The 20426-nt window shown below is 70.8% G+C and carries 14 protein-coding genes and 1 riboswitch; of the genes, 5 read left to right on the forward strand and 9 right to left on the reverse strand.

The genetic code is table 11. The features are described 5' to 3' along the window. Window positions 1-18 precede the first annotated feature (18 nt). On the reverse strand, window positions 19-924 hold the full coding sequence (locus ACIA5F_RS00845) for an LLM class flavin-dependent oxidoreductase (RefSeq protein ID WP_399347677.1): 906 nt from the start codon (window positions 922-924) through the stop codon (window positions 19-21). 218 nt (window positions 925-1142) lie between these two features. Between ACIA5F_RS00845 and ACIA5F_RS00850 the strand changes: the two genes are divergently transcribed. Next, entirely contained in the window at window positions 1143-2027 is an 885-nt protein-coding gene (locus tag ACIA5F_RS00850) for a Cof-type HAD-IIB family hydrolase (RefSeq protein ID WP_399347679.1), read from the forward strand. 130 nt (window positions 2028-2157) lie between these two features. Here the strand turns inward: ACIA5F_RS00850 and ACIA5F_RS00855 are convergent, their stop codons facing one another. The 5 genes from ACIA5F_RS00855 to hisC all read right to left on the reverse strand — a co-directional run bounded on the left by ACIA5F_RS00855 (window position 2158) and on the right by hisC (window position 11423). Next, window positions 2158-3903, reverse strand: coding sequence for a GAF domain-containing sensor histidine kinase (locus ACIA5F_RS00855; RefSeq protein ID WP_399347682.1), 1746 nt, complete (start codon window positions 3901-3903; stop codon window positions 2158-2160). A gap of 24 nt (window positions 3904-3927) precedes the next feature. Further along, complete coding sequence (gene cydD / locus ACIA5F_RS00860) at window positions 3928-7476, reverse strand: thiol reductant ABC exporter subunit CydD (protein ID WP_399347685.1); 3549 nt, start codon at window positions 7474-7476, stop codon at window positions 3928-3930. A gap of 51 nt (window positions 7477-7527) precedes the next feature. Then, on the reverse strand, window positions 7528-8529 hold the full coding sequence (gene cydB, locus ACIA5F_RS00865; protein ID WP_399347687.1) for a cytochrome d ubiquinol oxidase subunit II: 1002 nt from the start codon (window positions 8527-8529) through the stop codon (window positions 7528-7530). 18 nt (window positions 8530-8547) lie between these two features. Next, window positions 8548-10053: a cytochrome ubiquinol oxidase subunit I gene (locus ACIA5F_RS00870; RefSeq protein ID WP_399347690.1), complete on the reverse strand. Its 1506-nt coding sequence runs from the start codon at window positions 10051-10053 to the stop codon at window positions 8548-8550. A 287-nt stretch (window positions 10054-10340) separates the two neighbouring features. After that, on the reverse strand, window positions 10341-11423 hold the full coding sequence (hisC, locus tag ACIA5F_RS00875; protein ID WP_399347692.1) for a histidinol-phosphate transaminase: 1083 nt from the start codon (window positions 11421-11423) through the stop codon (window positions 10341-10343). Between the two features lie 362 nt (window positions 11424-11785). Here hisC and ACIA5F_RS00880 point away from each other — a divergent pair, with 362 nt between their 5' ends. From ACIA5F_RS00880 to ACIA5F_RS00890, 3 genes are all read left to right on the forward strand, one after another. Beyond that, window positions 11786-12901 carry a LacI family DNA-binding transcriptional regulator gene (locus ACIA5F_RS00880; RefSeq protein WP_399347695.1) on the forward strand — a complete coding sequence of 372 codons (1116 nt, stop codon included), beginning with the start codon at window positions 11786-11788 and terminating at the stop codon, window positions 12899-12901. Between the two features lie 187 nt (window positions 12902-13088). Further along, entirely contained in the window at window positions 13089-14300 is a 1212-nt protein-coding gene (locus ACIA5F_RS00885; protein ID WP_399347697.1) for a metallophosphoesterase, read from the forward strand. A gap of 152 nt (window positions 14301-14452) precedes the next feature. Further along, on the forward strand, window positions 14453-15256 hold the full coding sequence (locus tag ACIA5F_RS00890; RefSeq protein ID WP_399347700.1) for a hypothetical protein: 804 nt from the start codon (window positions 14453-14455) through the stop codon (window positions 15254-15256). A gap of 158 nt (window positions 15257-15414) precedes the next feature. On the opposite strand, the gene thiC is transcribed toward ACIA5F_RS00890, so the two are convergent. Further along, window positions 15415-17202, reverse strand: coding sequence for a phosphomethylpyrimidine synthase ThiC (gene thiC, locus ACIA5F_RS00895; protein ID WP_399347702.1), 1788 nt, complete (start codon window positions 17200-17202; stop codon window positions 15415-15417). Next, window positions 17196-17342: riboswitch (TPP riboswitch) on the reverse strand. Its footprint overlaps the gene before it by 7 nt. A gap of 39 nt (window positions 17343-17381) precedes the next feature. Here thiC and ACIA5F_RS00900 point away from each other — a divergent pair. Continuing rightward, window positions 17382-18818 carry a YibE/F family protein gene (locus tag ACIA5F_RS00900; RefSeq protein WP_399347704.1) on the forward strand — a complete coding sequence of 479 codons (1437 nt, stop codon included), beginning with the start codon at window positions 17382-17384 and terminating at the stop codon, window positions 18816-18818. Between the two features lie 30 nt (window positions 18819-18848). Here the strand turns inward: ACIA5F_RS00900 and ACIA5F_RS00905 are convergent, their stop codons facing one another. Beyond that, window positions 18849-19301: an SsgA family sporulation/cell division regulator gene (locus ACIA5F_RS00905; protein ID WP_399347705.1), complete on the reverse strand. Its 453-nt coding sequence runs from the start codon at window positions 19299-19301 to the stop codon at window positions 18849-18851. 97 nt (window positions 19302-19398) lie between these two features. Beyond that, window positions 19399-20136 carry an IclR family transcriptional regulator gene (locus ACIA5F_RS00910; protein ID WP_399348150.1) on the reverse strand — a complete coding sequence of 246 codons (738 nt, stop codon included), beginning with the start codon at window positions 20134-20136 and terminating at the stop codon, window positions 19399-19401. Window positions 20137-20426 lie beyond the last annotated feature (290 nt).

The raw sequence follows: 20426 nt of genomic DNA on the forward strand, positions 1-20426 counted from the left end.
CGTGAAACACGGGCCGGATCAGCCGCCGAGTTGGGCGAGCGCCTCGGTGGCGATCGCCTCGAAGACGTTCTGGTCGGCGGCGAAGTCGGAGTCGGGGATCGGCGCGTGGATCACCAGTTCGGTGAAGCCCAGCTCAAGGTGGCGGCCCGCGAAGTCGACGAACGCGTCCACGGACTCCAGCAGGGTGTTGCGCTCGGGGGTGAAGCCGGTCAGCAGGATCTTCTCCACCGCTCCGGGCTCCCGCCCGATCTCCGCGAGCGCGTGATCGAGCCGTCCGAGCTGGCCGCGCAGGGCCTCCAGCGACTGGTCGGGCGTGCCGTCCTCGAACAGCTTCGGGTCACCGGTGGTCACCCATGCCTGGCCGTGGCGGGCCGCGAGCTTCATCCCGCGGGGCCCGGTCGCGGCCACCGCGAACGGCAGCCGGGGCCGCTGCGCGCAGCCGGGAATGTTGCGGACCTCTTCGGCGGAGTAGCGGGTGCCGTGGTGGCTCACCACGTTCTCGGTCAGCAGCCGGTCCAGCAGCGGTACGAACTCGGCGAAGTGATCGGCGCGCTCACGCGGGGTCCAGGGCTCCTGGCCCAGGGCGGTCGCGTCGAAGCCGTTGCCGCCCGCGCCGATCCCGAGGGTGATCCGCCCGCCGGAAATGTCGTCCAGGGTGATGAGTTCCTTGGCGAAGGGCACCGGGTGGCGGAAGTTCGGCGAGGTGACGAGGGTGCCCAGGCGCAGTGTCCCGGTGGCGGCTGCGGCAGCGGTCAGGGTGGGTACGGCGCCGAACCACGGGCCGTCCCGGAAGGTGCGCCACGACAGGTGGTCGTAGGTGTACGCCGTGTGGAACCCGAGCTGCTCGGCCCGCAGCCACTGGTCACGACCGCCCTCGCGCCACGGGCGTACCGGAAGGATCACAGTGCTCAGGCGCGGAGTCATGGCTTCGAGCCTACGGGGGCCGCGGACGGGCCGCGTCTACCGGACCCACGGCCCCGGGGCCGTGCCGCACCAGGGCGGGTGTTTCACGTGAAACATCACCTCCGGGCCCGTGTTTCACGTGAAACACGTCCGTCCAGCTCGTGTTTCACGTGAAACACCAGCCGTCCCTGCGTGCTCTCCCGGCCATGATCGGGCCGAGGTCCGGCCGTCCGGGGCCCATGGGCGAAGATGGAGCGGTGACCCCGGCTTCCCAGCGCCCGGACGGGCCCGTGCCCGCTCCCCGGCTCATCGCCACCGACCTCGACGGCACCCTGCTGCGCGACGACCAATCCGTCTCGCTCCGCACGGTCGCCGCGCTCGCCGCCGCCGAGGAGGCCGGGATCGAGGTCTTCTTCGTCACCGGCCGCCCGGCCCGCTGGATGGATGTGGTGAGCGACCATGTCCACGGCCACGGCCTGGCGATCTGCGCGAACGGCGCCGCCGTGGTCGATCTGCATGCCGGTCGGAAGTTCGTCCAGGTCAGGGCATTGCCCCGGGCCGCCGCGCTCGCCGTCGTGAAGGCCCTGCGGACGGCTGCGCCGGGCAGCTCCTTCGCGGTCGAGCTGACGACCGGGATCAACTACGAGCCGACGTACCCACCGTTCTTCCAGGACCCGGGGGCCAACGTCGCCGTCGCCGAGAAGCTCCTGGACGAGGAGACGGACGACAGTGCCGCCCCTGTGCTCAAGCTGCTCGCACACCACGCCGAACTGGCCCCGGACGAGTTCCTGACGCTGGCCCGCTCCGCCGCCGGCGCGTACGCCTCGATCACCCGGTCCAGCCCCACCTCCCTCCTGGAGATCAGCGGGCCGGGTGTCTCCAAGGCGAGCACGCTGGCCCTGTGCTGCGCCGAACGCGGCATCTCTCCGGCCGAGGTCGTCGCCTTCGGGGACATGCCGAACGACGTGGAGATGCTCAGCTGGGCGGGAACCTCCTACGCCATGGGCAACGCGCACCCGGATGTGATCGCGGCGGCGTCCGGCCGCACCACCGCCAACAACGAGGACGGGGTCGCCGTCGTCATCGAACGCATCCTCGCCGAGCGCGCCGCACGGCTGCCGTAGCGCGCCGCGCCGCAAGGACCGGGACGGGAAACCGGACAGGCGGAACCGGACGCGCGGGACAGGGCGCGGGGCAGGGCCCCCGGTGCGGTGCGCGGGGGATTCACCGGCCTGCGGGTCTTCCGGCCACGGTCTACAGCGGGGCCTCCCAGACCAGGGTGGTCCCGCCGCCGTCCTCACCGATGCCCGGGCCGTAGCAGCTCGCGCCGCCCAGCGACTCGGCGCGACGGCGCAGGTTCCGCAGCCCGCTGCGCCGCCCGCCCTCCTGGATGCCCACACCGTCGTCGGCGACCTCCAGCCGTACCCCGGGCCGCCCGTCGGCGAGGGTGACGGTGGAGTCCACGACCACCTCGATCCGGGACGCCCCGGCGTGGCGGAACGCGTTCGACAGGGCTTCGCGGAGCGCGGCGATCAGGTTCTTGCCCACCAGCTCGCCGACGATCGCGTCGACCGGGCCCAGGAACCGGTGCGCGGGTTTGAAGCCCAGGGGTACGGCAGCCATGTTGATCTCCCGCAGCACCCGGGTGCGGAGCCCCGACGGGGCCTCGGCCGGGCCCTGCTGAAGGGCGAAGATCGCGGTCCGGATCTCCTGGATCGTCACGTCCAGTTCGTCCACGGCCTTGCCGACCCCGTCGCGGACCTCGGGGACGATGGAGCGGCGCTGGGCGCCCTCCAGCATCATCCCGGTGGCGAACAGCCGCTGGATCACCAGGTCGTGCAGGTCGCGGGCGATGCGGTCGCGGTCCTCGAAGACGGCGAGCCGCTCCCGGTCGCGCTGCGCCTCGGCCATCATCAGCGCGAGCGCCGCCTGCGAGGCGAACTGCGTGGCCAGGGTCCGTTCGGCCTCGCTGAACGGGCGCCTGCCACGGGCCCTGGGCGTCACCAGCGCGCCCAGCACCCGCCCGCCGCTGTGCAGCGGCAGCATCATGCAGGGCCCGTACTGGTCGGTCAGCCGGCTGACCATCCGGGGGTCCGAGGCGAGGTCGTCCACGAAGACCGGTTCGCCCCGGAGCAGTTTCTCCACCACCGGGCTGTCGGCCGGGATCATCACGCCGAGCGAGGTGGCCGGGTTGTCGGCGGAGACGGCGACGATCTCCATGCCGCCGTCCTCGGACGGCAGCATCACGATCCCGGCGGAGGAGTCGGCCAGGCGGCGGGCCTGCTCGGCCACCACCGAGAGGGCGTCGTCCGCGTCCCCGCCGGACAGCAGGGCGGTCGTGACGGCCACGGAGCCGTCGATCCAGCGTTCGCGCTGAGTGGCGGCCTCGTAGAGCCGGGCGTTGCCGATGGCGATGCCCGCCTCGGTGGCCAGGACCCGGACCATGTGGACGTCGTAGTCGTTGAACTCCCCGCCACCGTTCTTCTCGGCGAGGTACAGATTGCCGAAGATCTCGCCCTGCACCCGGATGGGGACGCCGAGGAAGGTCTTCATGGGCGGGTGGTGGGCCGGGAAGCCGGCCGCGCGGGGGTCCTTGGTCAGGTCGGTGAGCCGCACCGTGTCCGGATGGGAGATCAGGGCGCCGAGCAGCCCCCGCTTCCCGTCCGGACGGTGCCCGATCTTCCGGGCCAGTTCGGGGCTGATCCCGTACGTGACGAAGTCCGAGAGCCCCCGGCCCTCGGTGTCGACGACGCCGATGGCCGCGTAGCGGGCGTCCGCGAGCTCGGCCGCGGTCTCGCAGATACGGTCCAGCGTGGAGTGCAGTTCGAGGCCGGTCCCGACCGATCGCATGGCCTCCAGCAACTGGGGCACCCGGGCGGTGAGCTCGGTGGAGAGGCCCTGGAGACTTCTGGTGGCCTGGGTGGCGGCCTCCAGCGGGTCCGGTGTGTGAGGTGGTTCCGGTGGTGGCTCCGGCGATTCCTGAGACTCCTGCACTGACATGCCCTTGAGCCTAGTTAGTCCCTTTTACTGGGGAAAGTCGGCCAACCTTCGCTCCACCCCCTGTTCCCGCTCCAGCAACCGCCGCAACGGCCCGTCGGTACCGGCCAGCTCCGCGTACCCGCCGCGCTGGACGACCTCGCCTCGGTCCAGCACGATCACCTCGTCGACGGCCTCCAGACCGGCCAGCCGGTGGGTGATCAGTACGGTGGTGCGGCCCTCCGTGGCGGCCAGCAGATCGGCCGTCAGGGCGTCCGCGGTGGCCAGGTCCAGATGCTCGGCCGGCTCGTCCAGGACCAGGACGGGGAAGTCCGCGAGCAGCGCGCGGGCCAGGGCCAGCCGCTGACGCTGGCCGCCGGAGATCCGTTCGCCGTGCTCGCCGACCAGCGTGTCCAGCCCGTCCGGCAGTCCGTCGGCCCACTCCAGGAGCCGGGCCGAGGCCAGTGCCCGCCGCAGTTCCGCGTCGCTCGCCCCGGGCCGGGCCAGCCGCAGGTTCTCCCGTACCGAACTGTCGAAGAGGTGCGCGTCCTGGGCGCACAGGCCCACGACGGCGCGTACCTCGTCGCTGTCGAGGGCGCGCGCGTCCGTCCCGCCCAGGGTGTACGTCCCTTCGTGCGGGTCCAGGAACCGCAGCAGGACCTGGGCCAGTGTGGTCTTCCCGGAGCCGGAGGGGCCGACGACCGCGATGCGGCGGCCGGGCTCCAGGGTCAGGTCCAGCGCGTGCAGTGCGTCGCGCTCCTGGCCGGGATACCGGGCGGCGAGCCCCGTCAGCCGCAGCGGGAACGGCGAGCCGGGGAGCGCGGACGGCTGCTCCGGCTCGACGACCGGGACGGGCGCGTCGACGACCTCGTAGACGCGCTCGGCGCTGCGGCGGACCCGCTGGCGGTACTGGACGGCCAGCGGGAGCCCGTTGACGGCCTCGAAGGCGGCCAGCGGGGTCAGTACCACGACCGCCATGACCACTCCGGACAGCCTTCCGTCCACGACGGCCCCGGCCCCGGCGGCTGCGGCGAACACCACGGTCAGCCCGCAGACGAGGGCGGACAGTCCGCTGCCGAGCCCGGTCACGGCGGACCCGCGCGCGGTGATCGCGGTCAGTACCCGGTCGCTCGCGCGCACGCGGCCCCTCCGCTCGTCCAGCGCGCCGGCGACGGTCAGTTCGGCCGTGCCGGTCAGCAGGTCGGCCACCTGGGTCGCGAGTTCGCCCCGGGCGGGCGCGAGCCGCCGCTCCGCGCGGTGGGCGCAGGCGGCGCTGACCAGCGGCACCCCGATGCCCGCGGCGAGCAGTCCGACGGCGAGCGCGGCTCCGGCCTCGGGCAGCAGCCAGGCGGTGAAGGCGACCGACCCGGTGCCGACGAGCACCGCGGTGCCGACCGGCAGCAGCCAGCGCAGCCAGTAGTCCTGGAGGGTGTCGGCATCGGCCACCAGACGGCTGAGGAGGTCCCCGCGCCGCTGCTCGCGCAGTCCGGCGGGCGCGATGCGCTCCAGCTGTCGGTACACGGAGACCCGCAGGTCGGCGAGGATGCGCAGCACGGCGTCGTGCGACACCAGCCGCTCGGCGTACCGGAAGACGGCCCGGCCGATCCCGAAGGCCCGGGTCGCCGTGACGGCCACCATCAGGTAGAGCACGGGGGGCTGTTCCGAGGCGCGTGAGATGAGCCATCCGGAGACGGCCATCAGGCCGACACCGCACCCGACGGCGAGCGCTCCGAGCAGCAGGCCCAGCCGGAACCGGCCCTGCCAGGCCCTGGCCACCGCGCGGACCCGCCGCAGCGGGTCGGCGCCGCCCGTGTCGGTGCCCCCGTCGGCCCGTGCCCGCTCCGGCACGGGCCCGAGAATCCACTCGCCCGGATCGGCGGGGCCGGTGCCGGCGGCGGGTGCGCTCCGGGGCGGCGCGACGGCACGTGAGGCGGCGGCGGGGGACGCCCCGGGGCGGGGGCCCACCGGCACCACCCGGTCCGCGACCGCCAGCAGCGCCGGCCGGTGCACGACCAGCAGCACGGTCCGTCCCGCCGCCAGCCGCCGGACCGCGTCCACGATCCCCGCCTCGGTCTCGCCGTCCAGCGCGGCCGTCGGCTCGTCCAGCAGCAGCAGTGGCCGGTCCGCCAGGAAGGCCCGGGCCAGGGCCAGCCGCTGACGCTGGCCTGCGGAGAGACCGGTTCCGCCCTCGCCCAGCGGTGTCTGCGCACCGTGCGGCAGCGCGGCCACGAACTCCCGGGCCCCGGCGTCCTCCAGTGCCCTGGCCACGGCGTCGTCGGACGCGTCCGGCCGGGCCAGTCGTACGTTCTCCGCGATCGTGCCCGCGAACAGGTGCGGGCGCTGCGGGACCCAGGCGATCCGGCGGTGCCAGTCCTCCCGCGACAGTTCGGCCAGGTCCACCCCGCCGATCCGCACCCGGCCCTCGGCCGGGGTCACGAAGCCGAGCACGACCTGGAGCAGGGTGGACTTGCCCACGCCGCTCGGCCCGGTGAGCGCCACGCACTCCCCGGGCTCGACCGTCAGCGAGAACGGTCCGGGGGAGTCCTCAGCGCGGCCCTCGTAGCGGACGGCGACCGCGTCGAACTCGATGCGCGGCCCGGCCTTCCCGTCCGGGACGGCGGCCGTCGCGCCCGTGGCGTCCGCCGGGGTCTCCAGGACCTCGAAGATCTCCTGCGCCGCCGCCAGCCCTTCGGCGGCGGCGTGGTACTGCGCTCCCACCTGACGCAGTGGCAGGTACGCCTCGGGTGCCAGGATCAGGATGACCAGCCCGGTGTAGAGGTCGAGTTCCCCGTGGACCAGCCTCATCCCGATGGTGACGGCGACGAGCGCCACCGACAGGGTCGCCAGCAGTTCCAGCGCGAAGGAGGAGAGGAACGCGATCCGCAGGGTCCGCATCGTCGCGTGCCGGTAGTCGTCGGTGATCTTCCGGATCGATTCGGCCTGGGCCTTGGCCCGTCCGAAGACCTTCAGGGTCGGCAGGCCCGCGACCACGTCGAGGAAGTGTCCCGACAGCCGTGACAGCAGCCGCCACTGGCGGTCCATCCGGGACTGGGTGGCCATGCCGATGAGGACCATGAAGAGCGGGATCAGTGGCAGCGTGACCACGATGATGGCCGCCGACACCCAGTCCTCGGTGACGATCCGGGCGAGGACCGCCACCGGTACGACCACCGCCAGGCCCAGTTGGGGCAGGTAGCGGGAGAAGTAGTCGTCGAGCGCGTCCACGCCCCGGGTGGCCAGTGCCACCAGCGATCCGGTCCGCCTGCCGCTCAGCCAGCCGGGCCCGAGCACGGTCGCGCGCTCCAGCAGCCTGCCCCGCAGTTCCGACTTGACCGCCGCGCCGGCCCGGTGCGCGGCCAGCTCGGTCAGCCAGGCGACCAGTGCGCGTCCGAGCGCCACCGCCGCGAGCAGCAGCAGTGGCGTCCGGAGCGCCTGGCCGTCCATCCCCTTCTCGAAGGCGCCGACCACGATCTCGGCGATCAGCATCGCCTGACCGACGACCAGCCCGGCCCCGGCGAGCCCCAGGGCCACCACCGCCCCGAGGAAGAGGCGGGTGGAGCGGGCGTACCGCAGCAGGCGCGGGTCGATCGGTTTCACGTGAAACATCCCCCAGGCAGGGTCAGGCGGTCGGGTCGGGCGCGGTGGACGTCAGGCTGCGTCGACGATGTGCTGGGTGCCGATCCGCTTGCGGAACACCCAGTACGTCCAGCTCTGGTAGAGCAGGACGAGCGGCGTCGCCACTCCCGCGCACCACGTCATGATCTTCAGCGTGTACGGGGTGGACGAGGCGTTGGTGACCGTGAGGTTCCAGGCGTCGTTCAGCGAGGAGGGCATGACGTTCGGGAAGAGCGTCAGGAAGAGCATCGAGACGGCAGCCGCGATGGTGACTCCGGAGAGGGCGAACGCCCAGCCTTCGCGGCCGGCCAGGTTGAACCCGAGGGCGCCGACGAGCGCCACCACCGCGACGGTCATCGCGATCAGGCTCCAGCCGTCACCGTGCGCGAGCTGGGTCCAGATCAGGAAGGCCAGTGCCAGCACGGCCGTGACCACGCCCAGCCGGGCCGCGAGCTTGCGCGAGCGGTCCCGGATGTCACCGACCGTCTTGAGCGAGGTGAAGACCGTGCCGTGGAAGGTGAACAGGGTGAGGGTGACCAGGCCGCCGAGGATCGAGTAGACGTTGAGCAGGTCGAAGAGGTTTCCGACGTACTCCATGTCCTGGTCGATCTTCACGCCCCGCACGATGTTGGCGAAGGCGACGCCCCAGAGGAACGCGGGGATGAGGGAGGTCCAGAAGATCGCGTGTTCCCAGTTGGTCTGCCACCTGTCCTCGGGCCGCTTGTGCCGGTACTCGAAGGCGACCCCGCGGACGATGAGGCAGCCCAGGATGATCAGCAGCGGCAGGTAGAAGCCGGAGAAGAGGGTGGCGTACCACTCGGGGAAGGCGGCGAACATGGCACCGCCCGCGGAGAGCAGCCAGACCTCGTTGCCGTCCCAGACGGGCCCGATCGTGTTGATCAGGACCCGCTTCTCCTTGCGGTCGCGGGCGAGCAGCTTGGTCAGTACGCCGACCCCGAAGTCGAAGCCCTCCAGGAAGAAGTAGCCGATCCACAGGACGGCGATGAGCACGAACCAGACGTCGTGGAGTTGCATGGTGTGGTCTCCTCAGCCTCAGTACGAGAAGGCCATCGGCCGGTCGGAGTTCTTGTCGTCCCCGCCGATCTTGGTGGGCGGGTTGAGGTCGGACTCGGTGAGCTCGGGCGGCCCGAGCTTGACGTACTTCACCAGCAGCCTGATCTCGATGACCGCGAGGACAGCGTAGAGAAGGGTGAAGCCGATCATCGAGGTGAGCACCTCGCCCTGGGACACGTTGGGCGAGACCGCGTCCTTGGTCCGCAGGACTCCGTAGACCACCCAGGGCTGGCGGCCCATCTCGGTGAAGATCCAGCCCCAGGAGGTGGCGATCAGCGGGAAGCCCAGGGTCCAGAGCGCGAGGTTCCAGTACCAGCGGGTGAACCTGGAGCCGAGCGGTTTCTTGAAGAGGACCAGGTGGGGGACTTCGCTCTCACCGGTCCGCAGCGCCGAGGGGAGCAGGAACTTCCTGCGGGTCAGCCAGAGCCCCAGCAGGCCGATGCCGACGGAGGTCATGCCGAAGCCGATCATCCAGCGGAAGCCCCAGTAGGCGACGGGGATGTTGGGCCGGTAGTCGCCGGGCCCGAACTTCTCCTGCTCCGACTTGTTGACGTCGTTGATGCCCGGGACGAACGAGGTGAAGTCGCCGTTGGCCAGGAAGGACAGCAGCCCCGGGATCTCCAGGGCGACCGTGTTGTGGCCCTTTTCGACATCGCCGTAGGCGAAGAGGGAGAAGGGCGCGGGCGCCTCGCCGTCCCAGAGCGCCTCGGCGGCGGCCATCTTCATCGGCTGCTGCCTGAACATGACCTTGCCGAGCAGGTCCCCGCTGATGGCGGTGCCCAGTCCGGCGATGATCAGGGTGACCAGGCCGAGGCGCAGCGAGGTCCGCATCACGGCGATGTGCTTCTTGCGCGCCAGGTGGAAGGCGGAGATTCCGACCAGGAACGCGCCGCCGACCAGGAAGGCGGCCGTGATGGTGTGGAAGAACTGGGTGAGGGCGGTGTCCTGGGTCAGCACGCGCCAGAAGTCGGTCAGCTCGGCCCGGCCCCGCTCCTCGTTGATGCGGTAGCCGACCGGGTGCTGCATCCAGGAGTTCGCCGCCAGGATGAAGTAGGCGGACAGGATGGTGCCGATGGACACCATCCAGATGCAGGCCAGGTGGATCTTCTTCGGGAGCTTGTCCCAGCCGAAGATCCACAGGCCGATGAAGGTCGACTCGAAGAAGAAGGCGATCAGCGCCTCGAAGGCCAGCGGGGCCCCGAAGATGTCACCGACGAACCGTGAGTAGTCGGACCAGTTCATACCGAACTGGAACTCCTGGACGATTCCGGTGACGACGCCCATCGCGATGTTGATCAGGAAGAGCTTCCCCCAGAACTTCGTGGCCCTGAGGTACTTCTCGTTCTCACTGCGCACCCATGCGGTCTGCAGGCCGGCCGTGAGGGCGGCGAGCGAGATCGTCAGGGGGACGAAGAGGAAGTGATAGACGGTGGTAATACCGAACTGCCATCGCGCCAGCGTCTCCGGCGCCAAAGCTTGGTCCACGTCGTCGTCTCCTTCGGGTCGCCGTGGTCACAGCGGCAGTCTGCCTGTTGTGTCCCACTCAATCCGGGAGGAAGCGGGACACGCTTGTGAACGCGTTCACATTCACAAGCATTATGTCGTACCGAGATCCCACCCTTTCAGGCGGGGTCCCCTGCGGACGGCGGCACAACCGGGCACGCCGGGCACGGCGGACGGCCGCGCCGGGCACGCCCGCCACACCGGCGAAGGCGCGTTCCCCGCTCACCCGCCCGGCGCCCCCCGCACGGACGGGGGGCGCGCGCCGGGGACTACAGCTCCTTGAGGAACGCCTGCGCCGCGCTCAGGAAGATGTCGTTCGCCTCGGTCTCGCCGATCGTGACCCGAAGGCCCTCGCCCGCGAAGGGCCGGACCACCACACCGGCCTTCTCGCAGACCGCCGCGAACTCCGCGGTCCGCTCCCCCAGCCGCATCCACACGAAGTTGGCCTGCGTCGGCGGAACCACCGTCCAGCCCTGCGCGAGCAGCGCCCCGTGCACCCGCTCCCGCTCGCACACCAGCGACCCGACCCGCCCCATCAGCTCGTCCTCCGCGCGCAGCGAGGCCACGGCCGCGTCCTGGGCGAGCTGGCTGACACCGAACGGCACCGCCGTCTTGCGCAGCGCCGCGGCCACCGGCTCGTGCGCCACCGCGAACCCGACCCGCAGCCCGGCGAGCCCGTACGCCTTGGAGAACGTCCGCAGCACCGCGACGTTCGGCCGGGTCCGGTAGAGCTCGATCCCGTCCGGCACCTCGGGGTCCCGCACGAACTCGCGGTACGCCTCGTCCAGGACCACCAGGATGTCCGAGGGCACGCGGTCCAGGAAGCGTTCCAGCTCGGCACGGTGCACGGCGGTACCGGTGGGGTTGTTGGGGTTGCAGACGAAGATCAGCCGGGTCCGGTCCGTGACCGCGGCGGCCATGGCGTCCAGATCGTGCACATCGTCCGAGGTCAGCGGGACCCTCACGGACGTGGCGCCCGAGATCTGCGTGATGATCGGATACGCCTCGAAGGAGCGCCAGGCGTAGATGACCTCGTCACCCGGACCGGCCGTCGACTGGATCAGCGACTGCGCCACGCCCACCGAGCCGGTGCCGGTGGCGATGTGCTCGACCGGGACCCCGAACCGCTCGGCGATCTCGTTCACCAGGCCCGTGCAGGCCATGTCGGGGTAGCGGTTGAAACTGCCGGCCGCCGCCACCGCGCTCTCCAGCACCCCCGGCAGCGGCGGGTACGGGTTCTCGTTCGAGGACAGCTTGTAGGCGACCGGCCCGCCCGCCGCGGCGGGCCTGCCGGGCTTGTAAGTGGGGATTCCGTCCAGCTCGGCGCGCAGCTTCGGGCTCTTCTCGCTCACCGCAGGTCCTCCTCGACCGTCCCGTACGACGTCGCCGTCGACTCAATGCTCCTCACCTTATGAGGATTCCGGCCGCCCGAGAACGGCGGACGCCAGGATTACGGGGGAGCGCACGCATATATGCACGCGCTGGTGGCCTGCGCCGTGGCGCGCGTCCCTCGTACAGGTGAGTTGAGACCCCTCCCGGACCCCACTGTTTTGGCATGCCCGTACCCGTCTATGGGCGCCCCCCGCCCTCACAGCGATCAAATACCTTCATTTTCAAGGTCATTGAGGGAGACGAACCATGCAGAATCGTGTCTGTCAACGCGTGCATATGCATCCGGACCACCCCGCACTCAGAGCCCTACTATCGGCACGCCATGACAGCAGCAGGGAAGCACCAGGTGAGCCGGACCGAGACCACCCGGCGGGCCGCCGGCCGACAGAGCCGGGCCGGCATCAGGGACGTGGCCGCCGCGGCGGGCGTCTCCATCACGACCGTCTCCGACGCGCTCAATGGCAAGGGACGGCTGCCGGACGCCACCCGACGCCATGTCCGTGAGGTCGCCGACCGGCTCGGCTACCGGCCGTCGGCCGCCGCCCGCACCCTCCGTACCGGCAAGTCCGGCCTCATCGGCCTGACGGTGACGACGTACGGGGATGAACCTTTCACCTTCACCGAATTCGCGTACTTCGCCGAAATGGCCAGGGCCGCCACCTCCGCGGCGCTCGCCCGCGGATACGCCCTCGTCATCCTCCCCGCCACCTCACGACACGACGTCTGGTCCAACGTGGCCCTCGACGGCACCGTCGTCATCGACCCCTCCGACCACGATCCCGTCGTCAGCGAACTGGTCCGCCAAGGACTCCCCGTGGTCTCCGACGGCCGCCCGGCCGGCTCCCTCCCCGTCACCGCCTGGGTCGACAACGACCACGAGGCCGCCGTACTCAACCTGCTCGACCACCTCGCGGCCGCCGGTGCCCGCCGGATCGGACTGCTGACCGGCACCACCACCGACACCTACACCCGGCTCTCCACCACCGCCTACCTCAGCTGGTGCGAGCGCGTCGGCCAGGACCCCGTCTACGAGTCCTACCCCGCCCACGACCCGTGCGCGGGGGCCGTCGCCGCCGACCGGCTGCTCGCCCGCCCCGACCGGCCCGACGCCGTCTACGGGCTCTTCGACCCCAACGGCACCGACCTGCTCGCCGCGGCCCGGCGCTACGGCCTGCGCGTCCCCGAGGACCTGCTGCTCGTCTGCTGCAGCGAGTCCACCGTGTACGCGACCACCGAGCCGCCCATCACCACGCTCTCCTTGAAACCGCGCCGCATCGGCACCGCCGTCGTGCAGTTGCTGATCGACGCCATCGAGGGAGTCGACACCGGACGCCCCGTCGAACAGGTCATCCCGACCGAACTCATCATCCGCACCTCCTCCCAGCGCAGGCAGCCCCGTACGACCGTCAGCCCTCCCCGCTCCCCGGCCCAGGACTGACCGCCCCGGCGGGGCCCGCCGCCCCGCCGGGCATTTCCGCAACACCTATTTCGGGAGAAAACGGCTGGAAGGACCGGCTCCGGCCAGGATTCACCACCCCTGGTGCGTCACAGAGCGCGAGCCGCATTCCTATGATGGGCGCACGACATCACGGACCCTCCGCCCCGGAGGTCAGGAAGGTCCGCAGATGTACGGCAGCGCGACGGTGGTGGAGGGGTCGATGACTCAGGGGGCCGGTCAGGGACCCGCGACGCGGACGGAGACGCTGCGGGACTTCCAGGTCCCGGTCACCGCACCCGCCCTGTACGCCGTATCCGACGGGCATTCCGGCGAACCACCCGTGTACGGCGAGTACCCGGCGTACTACGGCCAGACCTCGCCGCCCGTGCCCCCACGGCCCGACTACGCCCCGGAGCCGGCCCCGGCGCACCCCGCGGCCGTGAGCCAGGAAGCGCCGGAGAGCCACCCCGAGGGGTACACCCCCACGCAACGCGACCTTCCCGTCATCGGCCGCGGCGCGGAAGGCGACACCGTCCAGCTCCACCACGTCCCCCAGGACTCCGCGGCGACCGGCCCCGGCCCGCTCTACGTCGTCGGCGACGTCCACGGCTACCTCGACGAACTCGTCACCGAACTCCACGCCCAGGGGCTCATCGACGCCGACCGCCACTGGTCCGCGGGCAACGCCCGGCTCTGGTTCCTCGGCGACTTCACCGACCGGGGCCCCGACGGCATCGGCGTGATCGACCTCGTCATGAGCCTGTCCGCCGAGGCCGCCGCCGCCGGCGGCTACTGCAAGGCGCTCATGGGCAACCACGAACTGCTGCTCATCGGGGCCAAGCGGTTCGGCGACACCCCCGTCGCCTCCGGTGCGGGCACCGCCACCTTCCAGGCCGCCTGGCTCCTCAACGGCGGACAGCGCACCGACATGGAGCGCCTCCAGGACGTCCACCTGCAGTGGATGTCGCGCCTGGACGCGGCCGTCCTGGAGGAGGGGCACCTGCTGCTCCACTCCGACACCACGGCCTACCTGGACTACGGCGACTCCGTCGAGGACGTCAACGACACCATCCACGAGCTGCTCACCCGCAACGACGCCGACGTCACCTGGGACCTCTTCCGCAAGTTCACCAGACGGTTCGCCTTCCGTGACGAGGAGACCGGCCCCCAGGCCGTCCGCGAACTCCTCGGGACCTACGGCGGCAGCCGCGTCGTGCACGGTCACAGCCCCATCCCCTACCTGCTCGGCGAGGCGGGGGCCGAGGACGGGGACCACGCGCACGGCCCGGAGTCGGTGGACGGCCCGCACGTGTACGCGGAAGGCCTCGCCATCGCCGTGGACGGCGGAGTGACGATGGCGGGCAAGCTGCTCGTCGTACGACTCCCCCTGAACGACTGAGTCTCAGCGGAGCGGGGTATCTCAAGAAAGTCCCTGTCACCTCGTGGCGTGGGCGCTCTACCATCGCTCTGTCCGTAGCAGGCTCTCCTCCGTCTGTGCCGACGCCCGCCCCCATCGGGCACACCGGCCCCACGGAGCATCGGGGGACGCACATGACCAGCGCTCCGCATCTGCTGACCGAAGACCGACCGGAGTTCGACCGGATTCTCGACGAGGTACTGCGCACCGCGGACGAACGGCCCGAGCTCGCCACCCTGGGCGAACGGCTGAACGCCGAACAACTGCGCACGATGGCCATGGAAGCCAGCGCTCTGCTGACCGCCGCGGCGGCGGCCGAGTACGACCACTACGTGAAGATCCGCGAGGAACAGCGCGACGAGACCCTGACCTCCCCCGGGCCCCCGGGAGAGGAGGACGGCGGCCGGGGCCGTCGGGGGAAGGGCGCCGGCGCCGCGGTCGTCGTCCTCGCCCCGGTCCTGGCGGGCACGGCCATGCTGATCTTCCTGCTGGTGGGCTACGCCCTGAAGATGGTGGAGCCGGAACCGGCCTTCGCCACGACCATCCTGACGACGGGCTGGTTCTTCGGCGCGCTCACCGCGGCGGCCCTGCTCCTCGCGGTGGCCGGACTGCTGGTGACCGCTGTCCGCAACAGCTCGACCGAGGTGGTGGCCCAGGAGGCGCAGACCGTCCCGGACGAGGTCGCGCGGGCCCGCGAAGCCTGGCGGAACGCGCTGCTGGAGCGGGGCATCGTCCCCTTCCTCCGGGATGCGCTCGCCGACCCGGGCGCGGGCCTGGGCTATCCGGTGCCCCTCCATCCCGGCGACCGGGCAGCGGGCCCGGGACACTCCTCACCCGGCTCCACCGGTCCCGGGACCTCCCAGGACCCACGGACCGGCTTCGGCTCTCCGGACTTCACGAGCCCGGACTTCGGGGGCCCCGGGCGCGAGCCGGAGTAGCCGCCCGGACGCCCGCCCGGCATGTTTCACGTGAAACGTCCGTCCATGTTTCACGTGAAACACGTCGGCGCCCGTGCCCGTGTACCCACCGGGGACGGGTCGACGGCCGCCGCTCCCGGTGCATGGGACCGGGAGCGGCGGCGTCCTTCACCGGTGCGTCAGTCGGCCAGCGGCAGGTAGACCCGGTTGCCCGCGGCCGCGAATTCGGCGGACTTCTCCGCCATGCCCGCCTGGATCTCGTCGGCCTTCAGATCCCCTCCGTGCTCACGGCGGATGTCGTGCGAGATCTTCATCGAGCAGAACTTCGGACCGCACATCGAGCAGAAGTGCGCGGTCTTGGCGGGCTCGGCCGGCAGGGTCTCGTCGTGGAACTCGCGTGCCGTGTCCGGGTCGAGGGCCAGGTTGAACTGGTCCTCCCAACGGAACTCGAACCGCGCGTCCGACAGGGCGTCGTCCCACTCCTGGGCACCCGGGTGCCCCTTGGCGAGGTCCGCCGCGTGTGCGGCGATCTTGTAGGTGATGACACCGGTCTTCACGTCGTCACGGTTGGGCAGGCCGAGGTGCTCCTTGGGCGTCACGTAGCAGAGCATCGCCGTACCCCACCAGGCGATCATCGCGGCGCCGATGCCCGAGGTGATGTGGTCGTACGCGGGCGCGACATCCGTGGTCAGCGGGCCGAGGGTGTAGAACGGCGCCTCCTCGCAGATCTCCTGCTGGAGGTCGATGTTCTCCTTGATCTTGTGCATCGGGACATGGCCCGGACCCTCGATCATCGTCTGGACCTGGTGACGCTTGGCGATCGTGTTCAGTTCACCCAGCGTCTTCAACTCCGCGAACTGCGCCGCGTCGTTGGCGTCCGCGATCGATCCGGGGCGCAGACCGTCACCGAGGGAGTAGGTGACGTCGTACGCCGCGAGGATCTCGCAGAGTTCCTCGAAGTTCGTGTAGAGGAAGTTCTCCTTGTGGTGCGCCAGGCACCACGCGGCCATGATGGACCCGCCGCGCGAGACGATGCCGGTCTTGCGCCGGGCGGTCAGCGGCACGTACGGCAGCAGCACGCCGGCGTGGACCGTCATGTAGTCGACGCCCTGCTCGGCCTGTTCGATGACCGTGTCCTTGTACGTCTCCCAGGTCAGGTCCTCGGCGCGGCCGTCGACCTTCTCCAGCGCCTGGTAGAGCGGCACGGTGCCGATCGGCACCGGGGAGTTGCGGAGCACCCATTCACGCGTGGTGTGGATGTTGCGGCCCGTCGAGAGGTCCATGACCGTGTCGGCGCCCCACTTGGTCGCCCAGGTCATCTTGTCGACCTCCTCCTCGATGGAGGAGGTGACGGCGGAGTTGCCGATGTTGGCGTTGACCTTCACCAGGAACCGCTTGCCGATGATCATCGGCTCGATCTCCGGATGGTTGACGTTCGCCGGCAGCACCGCGCGGCCCGCCGCGATCTCCTCGCGCACCACCTCCGGGGAGACGTTCTCGCGGATCGCGACGTACTCCATCTCCGGAGTGATCTCCCCCCGGCGTGCGTACGCGAGCTGCGTGACGGCGACGCCGTCCCGTCCCCGGCGGGGCTGGCGGGGACGGCCCGGGAAGACCGCGTCGAGGTTCTTGAGGCCACCGCGCGGCGAGGTGTGCTTGATGCCGTCGTCCTCGGGGCGCACGGGACGGCCCGCGTACTCCTCGGTGTCCCCGCGGCCGATGATCCAGTTCTCGCGCAGCGGGGCCAGTCCCCGGCGCACGTCCGTCTCGATCTGGGGGTCGGTGTACGGCCCGGATGTGTCGTAGAGCGTCACGTCCTTGCCGTTGGTGAGATGTACCTGGCGGACCGGCACCCGGAGGTCGGGGCGGGAGCCCGCCACGTACCCCTTGTGCCAGCCCGGCTGGCGCTCGGCCCGGCCGTCGGCGTCCTGGCTGACGGCAGGCGTGCGTGCGTCCTGAACGGTCATGAGACCTATCTCCCTACGCCGGCATTACCCGGTAACAGGTTCGGCGGTCGACGCAGCCTCGTTCCGTACGCAATTGCTGTGGTGCGTACGGTGGTCAGCGCCCTCTCAGCCCGGTGCTCCGAGCTCCCGCGATGTGCAAAGGTGCCCCCACGCTAGCGCCATCTGTGGCGTGCTGAACAGTGGCCCCTCTCATCTCTTGCGATGATCGGCCGGTGACGTCCTCGCCGCATCCTCCCACTGAGCCCACATACCCCACTGGTCACACAGGCCACACGGACCCGGGCCATGCGTCCTCCGGTCCCGGGCACACCTCTGGGCACTCCCACGGGCACAGCCACAGCCATGGCCCGGCCGCCCCCGTCTCGAAACACCTGCGCAAGGTCATCGCCGCCGTACTCATCCCCTTCGCCACGGCCGTTCTCGTCGGCATGGCCGTGCTCTGGCCCGGCGGCACCCCCGCTCACGAACGCAGCGGCGTCGGCTTCGACCGGCAGACCCAGCAGGGCAAGGTGGTCTCGCTCGCGCGGGTCGACTGCAAATCCGTCAACGCCGCCCAGGTACCGCCCACCGGCGACACCTCCACCCCGCAGGGCCGCGAGGCGGTGGCCGCGCAGAACGGGGAGTGCAAGAAGGCCACCGTCGAGGTCGGCACCGGCCCGGACAAGGGCCGCACCTTCGTGGAGATCGTCCAGCCGGGCGCACCGAGACAGCTGGCGGACGGCCAGGAGGTGGTGGTCGCGTACGCGCCGAACGCGCCGCACGACCTCCAGTACTCGGTGATCGACGTGAACCGGAAGCTGCCGATGGCGCTGCTCGCCGGCATCTTCGCCGTCGCGGTCGTCCTGGTCGGCCGGATGCGGGGGCTGTTCGCGCTCGTCGCGCTCGTCATCAGCTTCGCCGTGCTGACCCTCTTCATCCTCCCGGCCATCCTGCAGGGGTCGAACCCCCTGGTCGTCGCGATCGTCGGGGCCAGCGCCATCATGCTCATCGCGCTCTACATGTGCCACGGCCTGACCGCGCGCACCTCTGTGGCCGTCCTCGGCACACTCGCGTCCCTGCTGTTGATCGGCCTGCTGGGCTCGCTGTTCATCGGCTGGGCGTTCCTCAGCGGCAACACCGACGACAACACCGGGCTGATCCACGGGCTGTACCCGGAGATCGACATGAGCGGCCTGCTGCTCGCGGGCGTGATCATCGGATCGCTGGGCGTGCTGGACGACGTGACGGTCACCCAGACCTCGGCCGTGTGGGAACTCCACCAGGCCGACCCGTCGATGGGGCCGCGCGCCCTCTACCGGGCGGCCATCCGGATCGGCCGGGACCACATCGCGTCGGTGGTCAACACCCTGGTGCTGGCCTACGCGGGCGCCGCGCTCCCCCTGCTGCTGCTGTTCTCGATCGCGAACAGCAGCATGGGGTCGGTGGCCAACAGCGAACTCGTCGCGGAGGAGATCGTACGGACCCTCGTGGGCTCGATCGGGCTCGTGGCCTCGGTGCCCATGACCACGGCACTGGCCGCGCTGGTGGTCTCCGCGGACCGTCCGGGCTCCCCGGGCGCCGCTCCGGCGGCCGGGCCGGCCCGCGGTGGCCGGGGCCGGCGCCGGCGCAAGCGCTGAGGAGGCCGGCAGGTACGGGCGGGCCGCGCCTCAGCCCGCGTTCTGCTCGTTCTGCTGCTGCGACTCGGTGAGGATCTTGGAGAGTGCCTCGTCGAGGTGGTCCTCGAAGTCGCCCGAGTTGCGCTCCTGACCGAGCGGAACAAGCCGGTCGGTGCGGTCGAGGAACGCGACGAGGGGTGCCGCGCTGGCGCGGAACAGGGCCCGGTCACCACCGACCTGAAGCCGGATGTGGACGTCGGACAGCTCCTCGGGGTCGGTGGGTGCGATGCGTACGTCGCCGTCACCGCACGGCTTGTTGATGCCGTCGAGGAGGAGTTCCCGGCCGAACGCCCAGGTCACAGGGGCATCGCCGGGAAGGTGGAAGGTCAGACGGATGGCGTAGGGGTCACGCGCGTCGTACCGGAGTTCCACGGGAATCCGGAACGAGAGCTCCTCGGAAACGAGGAAACTCATCATGACCTCTGCCTGTACCGACTCGCGCATTGCCTACCCCGCTGTAGTGGAAGTGGCCAGGAATGATCCCCCAAAGCCCTCTTGACAAGAGTGGTGGAAGCGCCAGCAGATCACAAGGAGTGAGTTTTCAGATACTGATAGAGAGCGGAAGGGTGTTCAGCAAAGTATCCACTTCGATCCGTAGCTGATCAATTGCAGTCAGCAACCGGTCTTCCTGGTGCAAGGGGAGGGAAATCGCCAGGGTCGCGGCCGTATCACCGGTGGCGACCGGGATGGCCGCGCACACCGTGCCGAGCGCGTATTCCTGACGCTCGGTCACGGGCCGCGTCCGTTCGAGGGAGCAGATCCGGCGCTCCAGTGACCGGAGATCCCGCACGGTGTAAGGGGTGACGGCCTCGACGGGATGACGTTCGTAGTGGTCCCTGCGCGTCTTCTCGTCGAGCTGGCCGAGCAGGCACTGGCCGACGGCGTGCGCGTGGGCGGTCTCCCGGAAATCGGCCCACTCCTCGCAGGCGGGGGCGGCCTCGGAGGCCGAGACGCCCAGGACCTCGATCTCACCCTCGCGGTAGACCGCGAAGTAGACGGGGGCCCCGACCGCGTCGCGCAGGCGTGCGAGGGAGTCGAGGATCATGCCGCGACGTTTCTGCTGGAGTCCGCCGCCGACGAGCCGCCCGGCGGCGGCGCCCAGCACGAAGACCCCGGCCTCCCGGCGCAGATAGCCCTCGTGCGTCAGGGTCCGCAACAGGTGGTACGCGGTGGACAGCGGCAGCCCGGCCTCGCGCGCCAGCTGTTTCGCCGGGGCTCCCCCGTCGTGGGAACCCGCTGCTTCGAGCAGCCTCAGCGCCCTGCGCACCGAACCGATCAGAGTCGGCACACCGGCGTTGTGAACCGGAGACAAAGCTCACCCCCAGGCGTGGCGGCGGGCATCGGGGGCCCGCCTTGCGGGGGCCGCCCCCGCGTGTGCCGTGGCCCCTGGGGTCGTACTCGGCGATTGTTGTGCATCACCGCAGTTCAAAGCGGTGTCACCAGCGTTCGGTGCCCAGGTGGCGGCAGAGAGCGCCACTCTATCCACCGGCTCTTGAGGTGGAGGTGGTTTAACACCGTACGTTCCCTCGGCTGGCTCAACGCCGGAGCCGACCGGCCCGGACCGCCCCG

Source organism: Streptomyces sp. NPDC051567 (assembly GCF_044454165.1).
GTDB lineage: Bacteria > Actinomycetota > Actinomycetes > Streptomycetales > Streptomycetaceae > Streptomyces.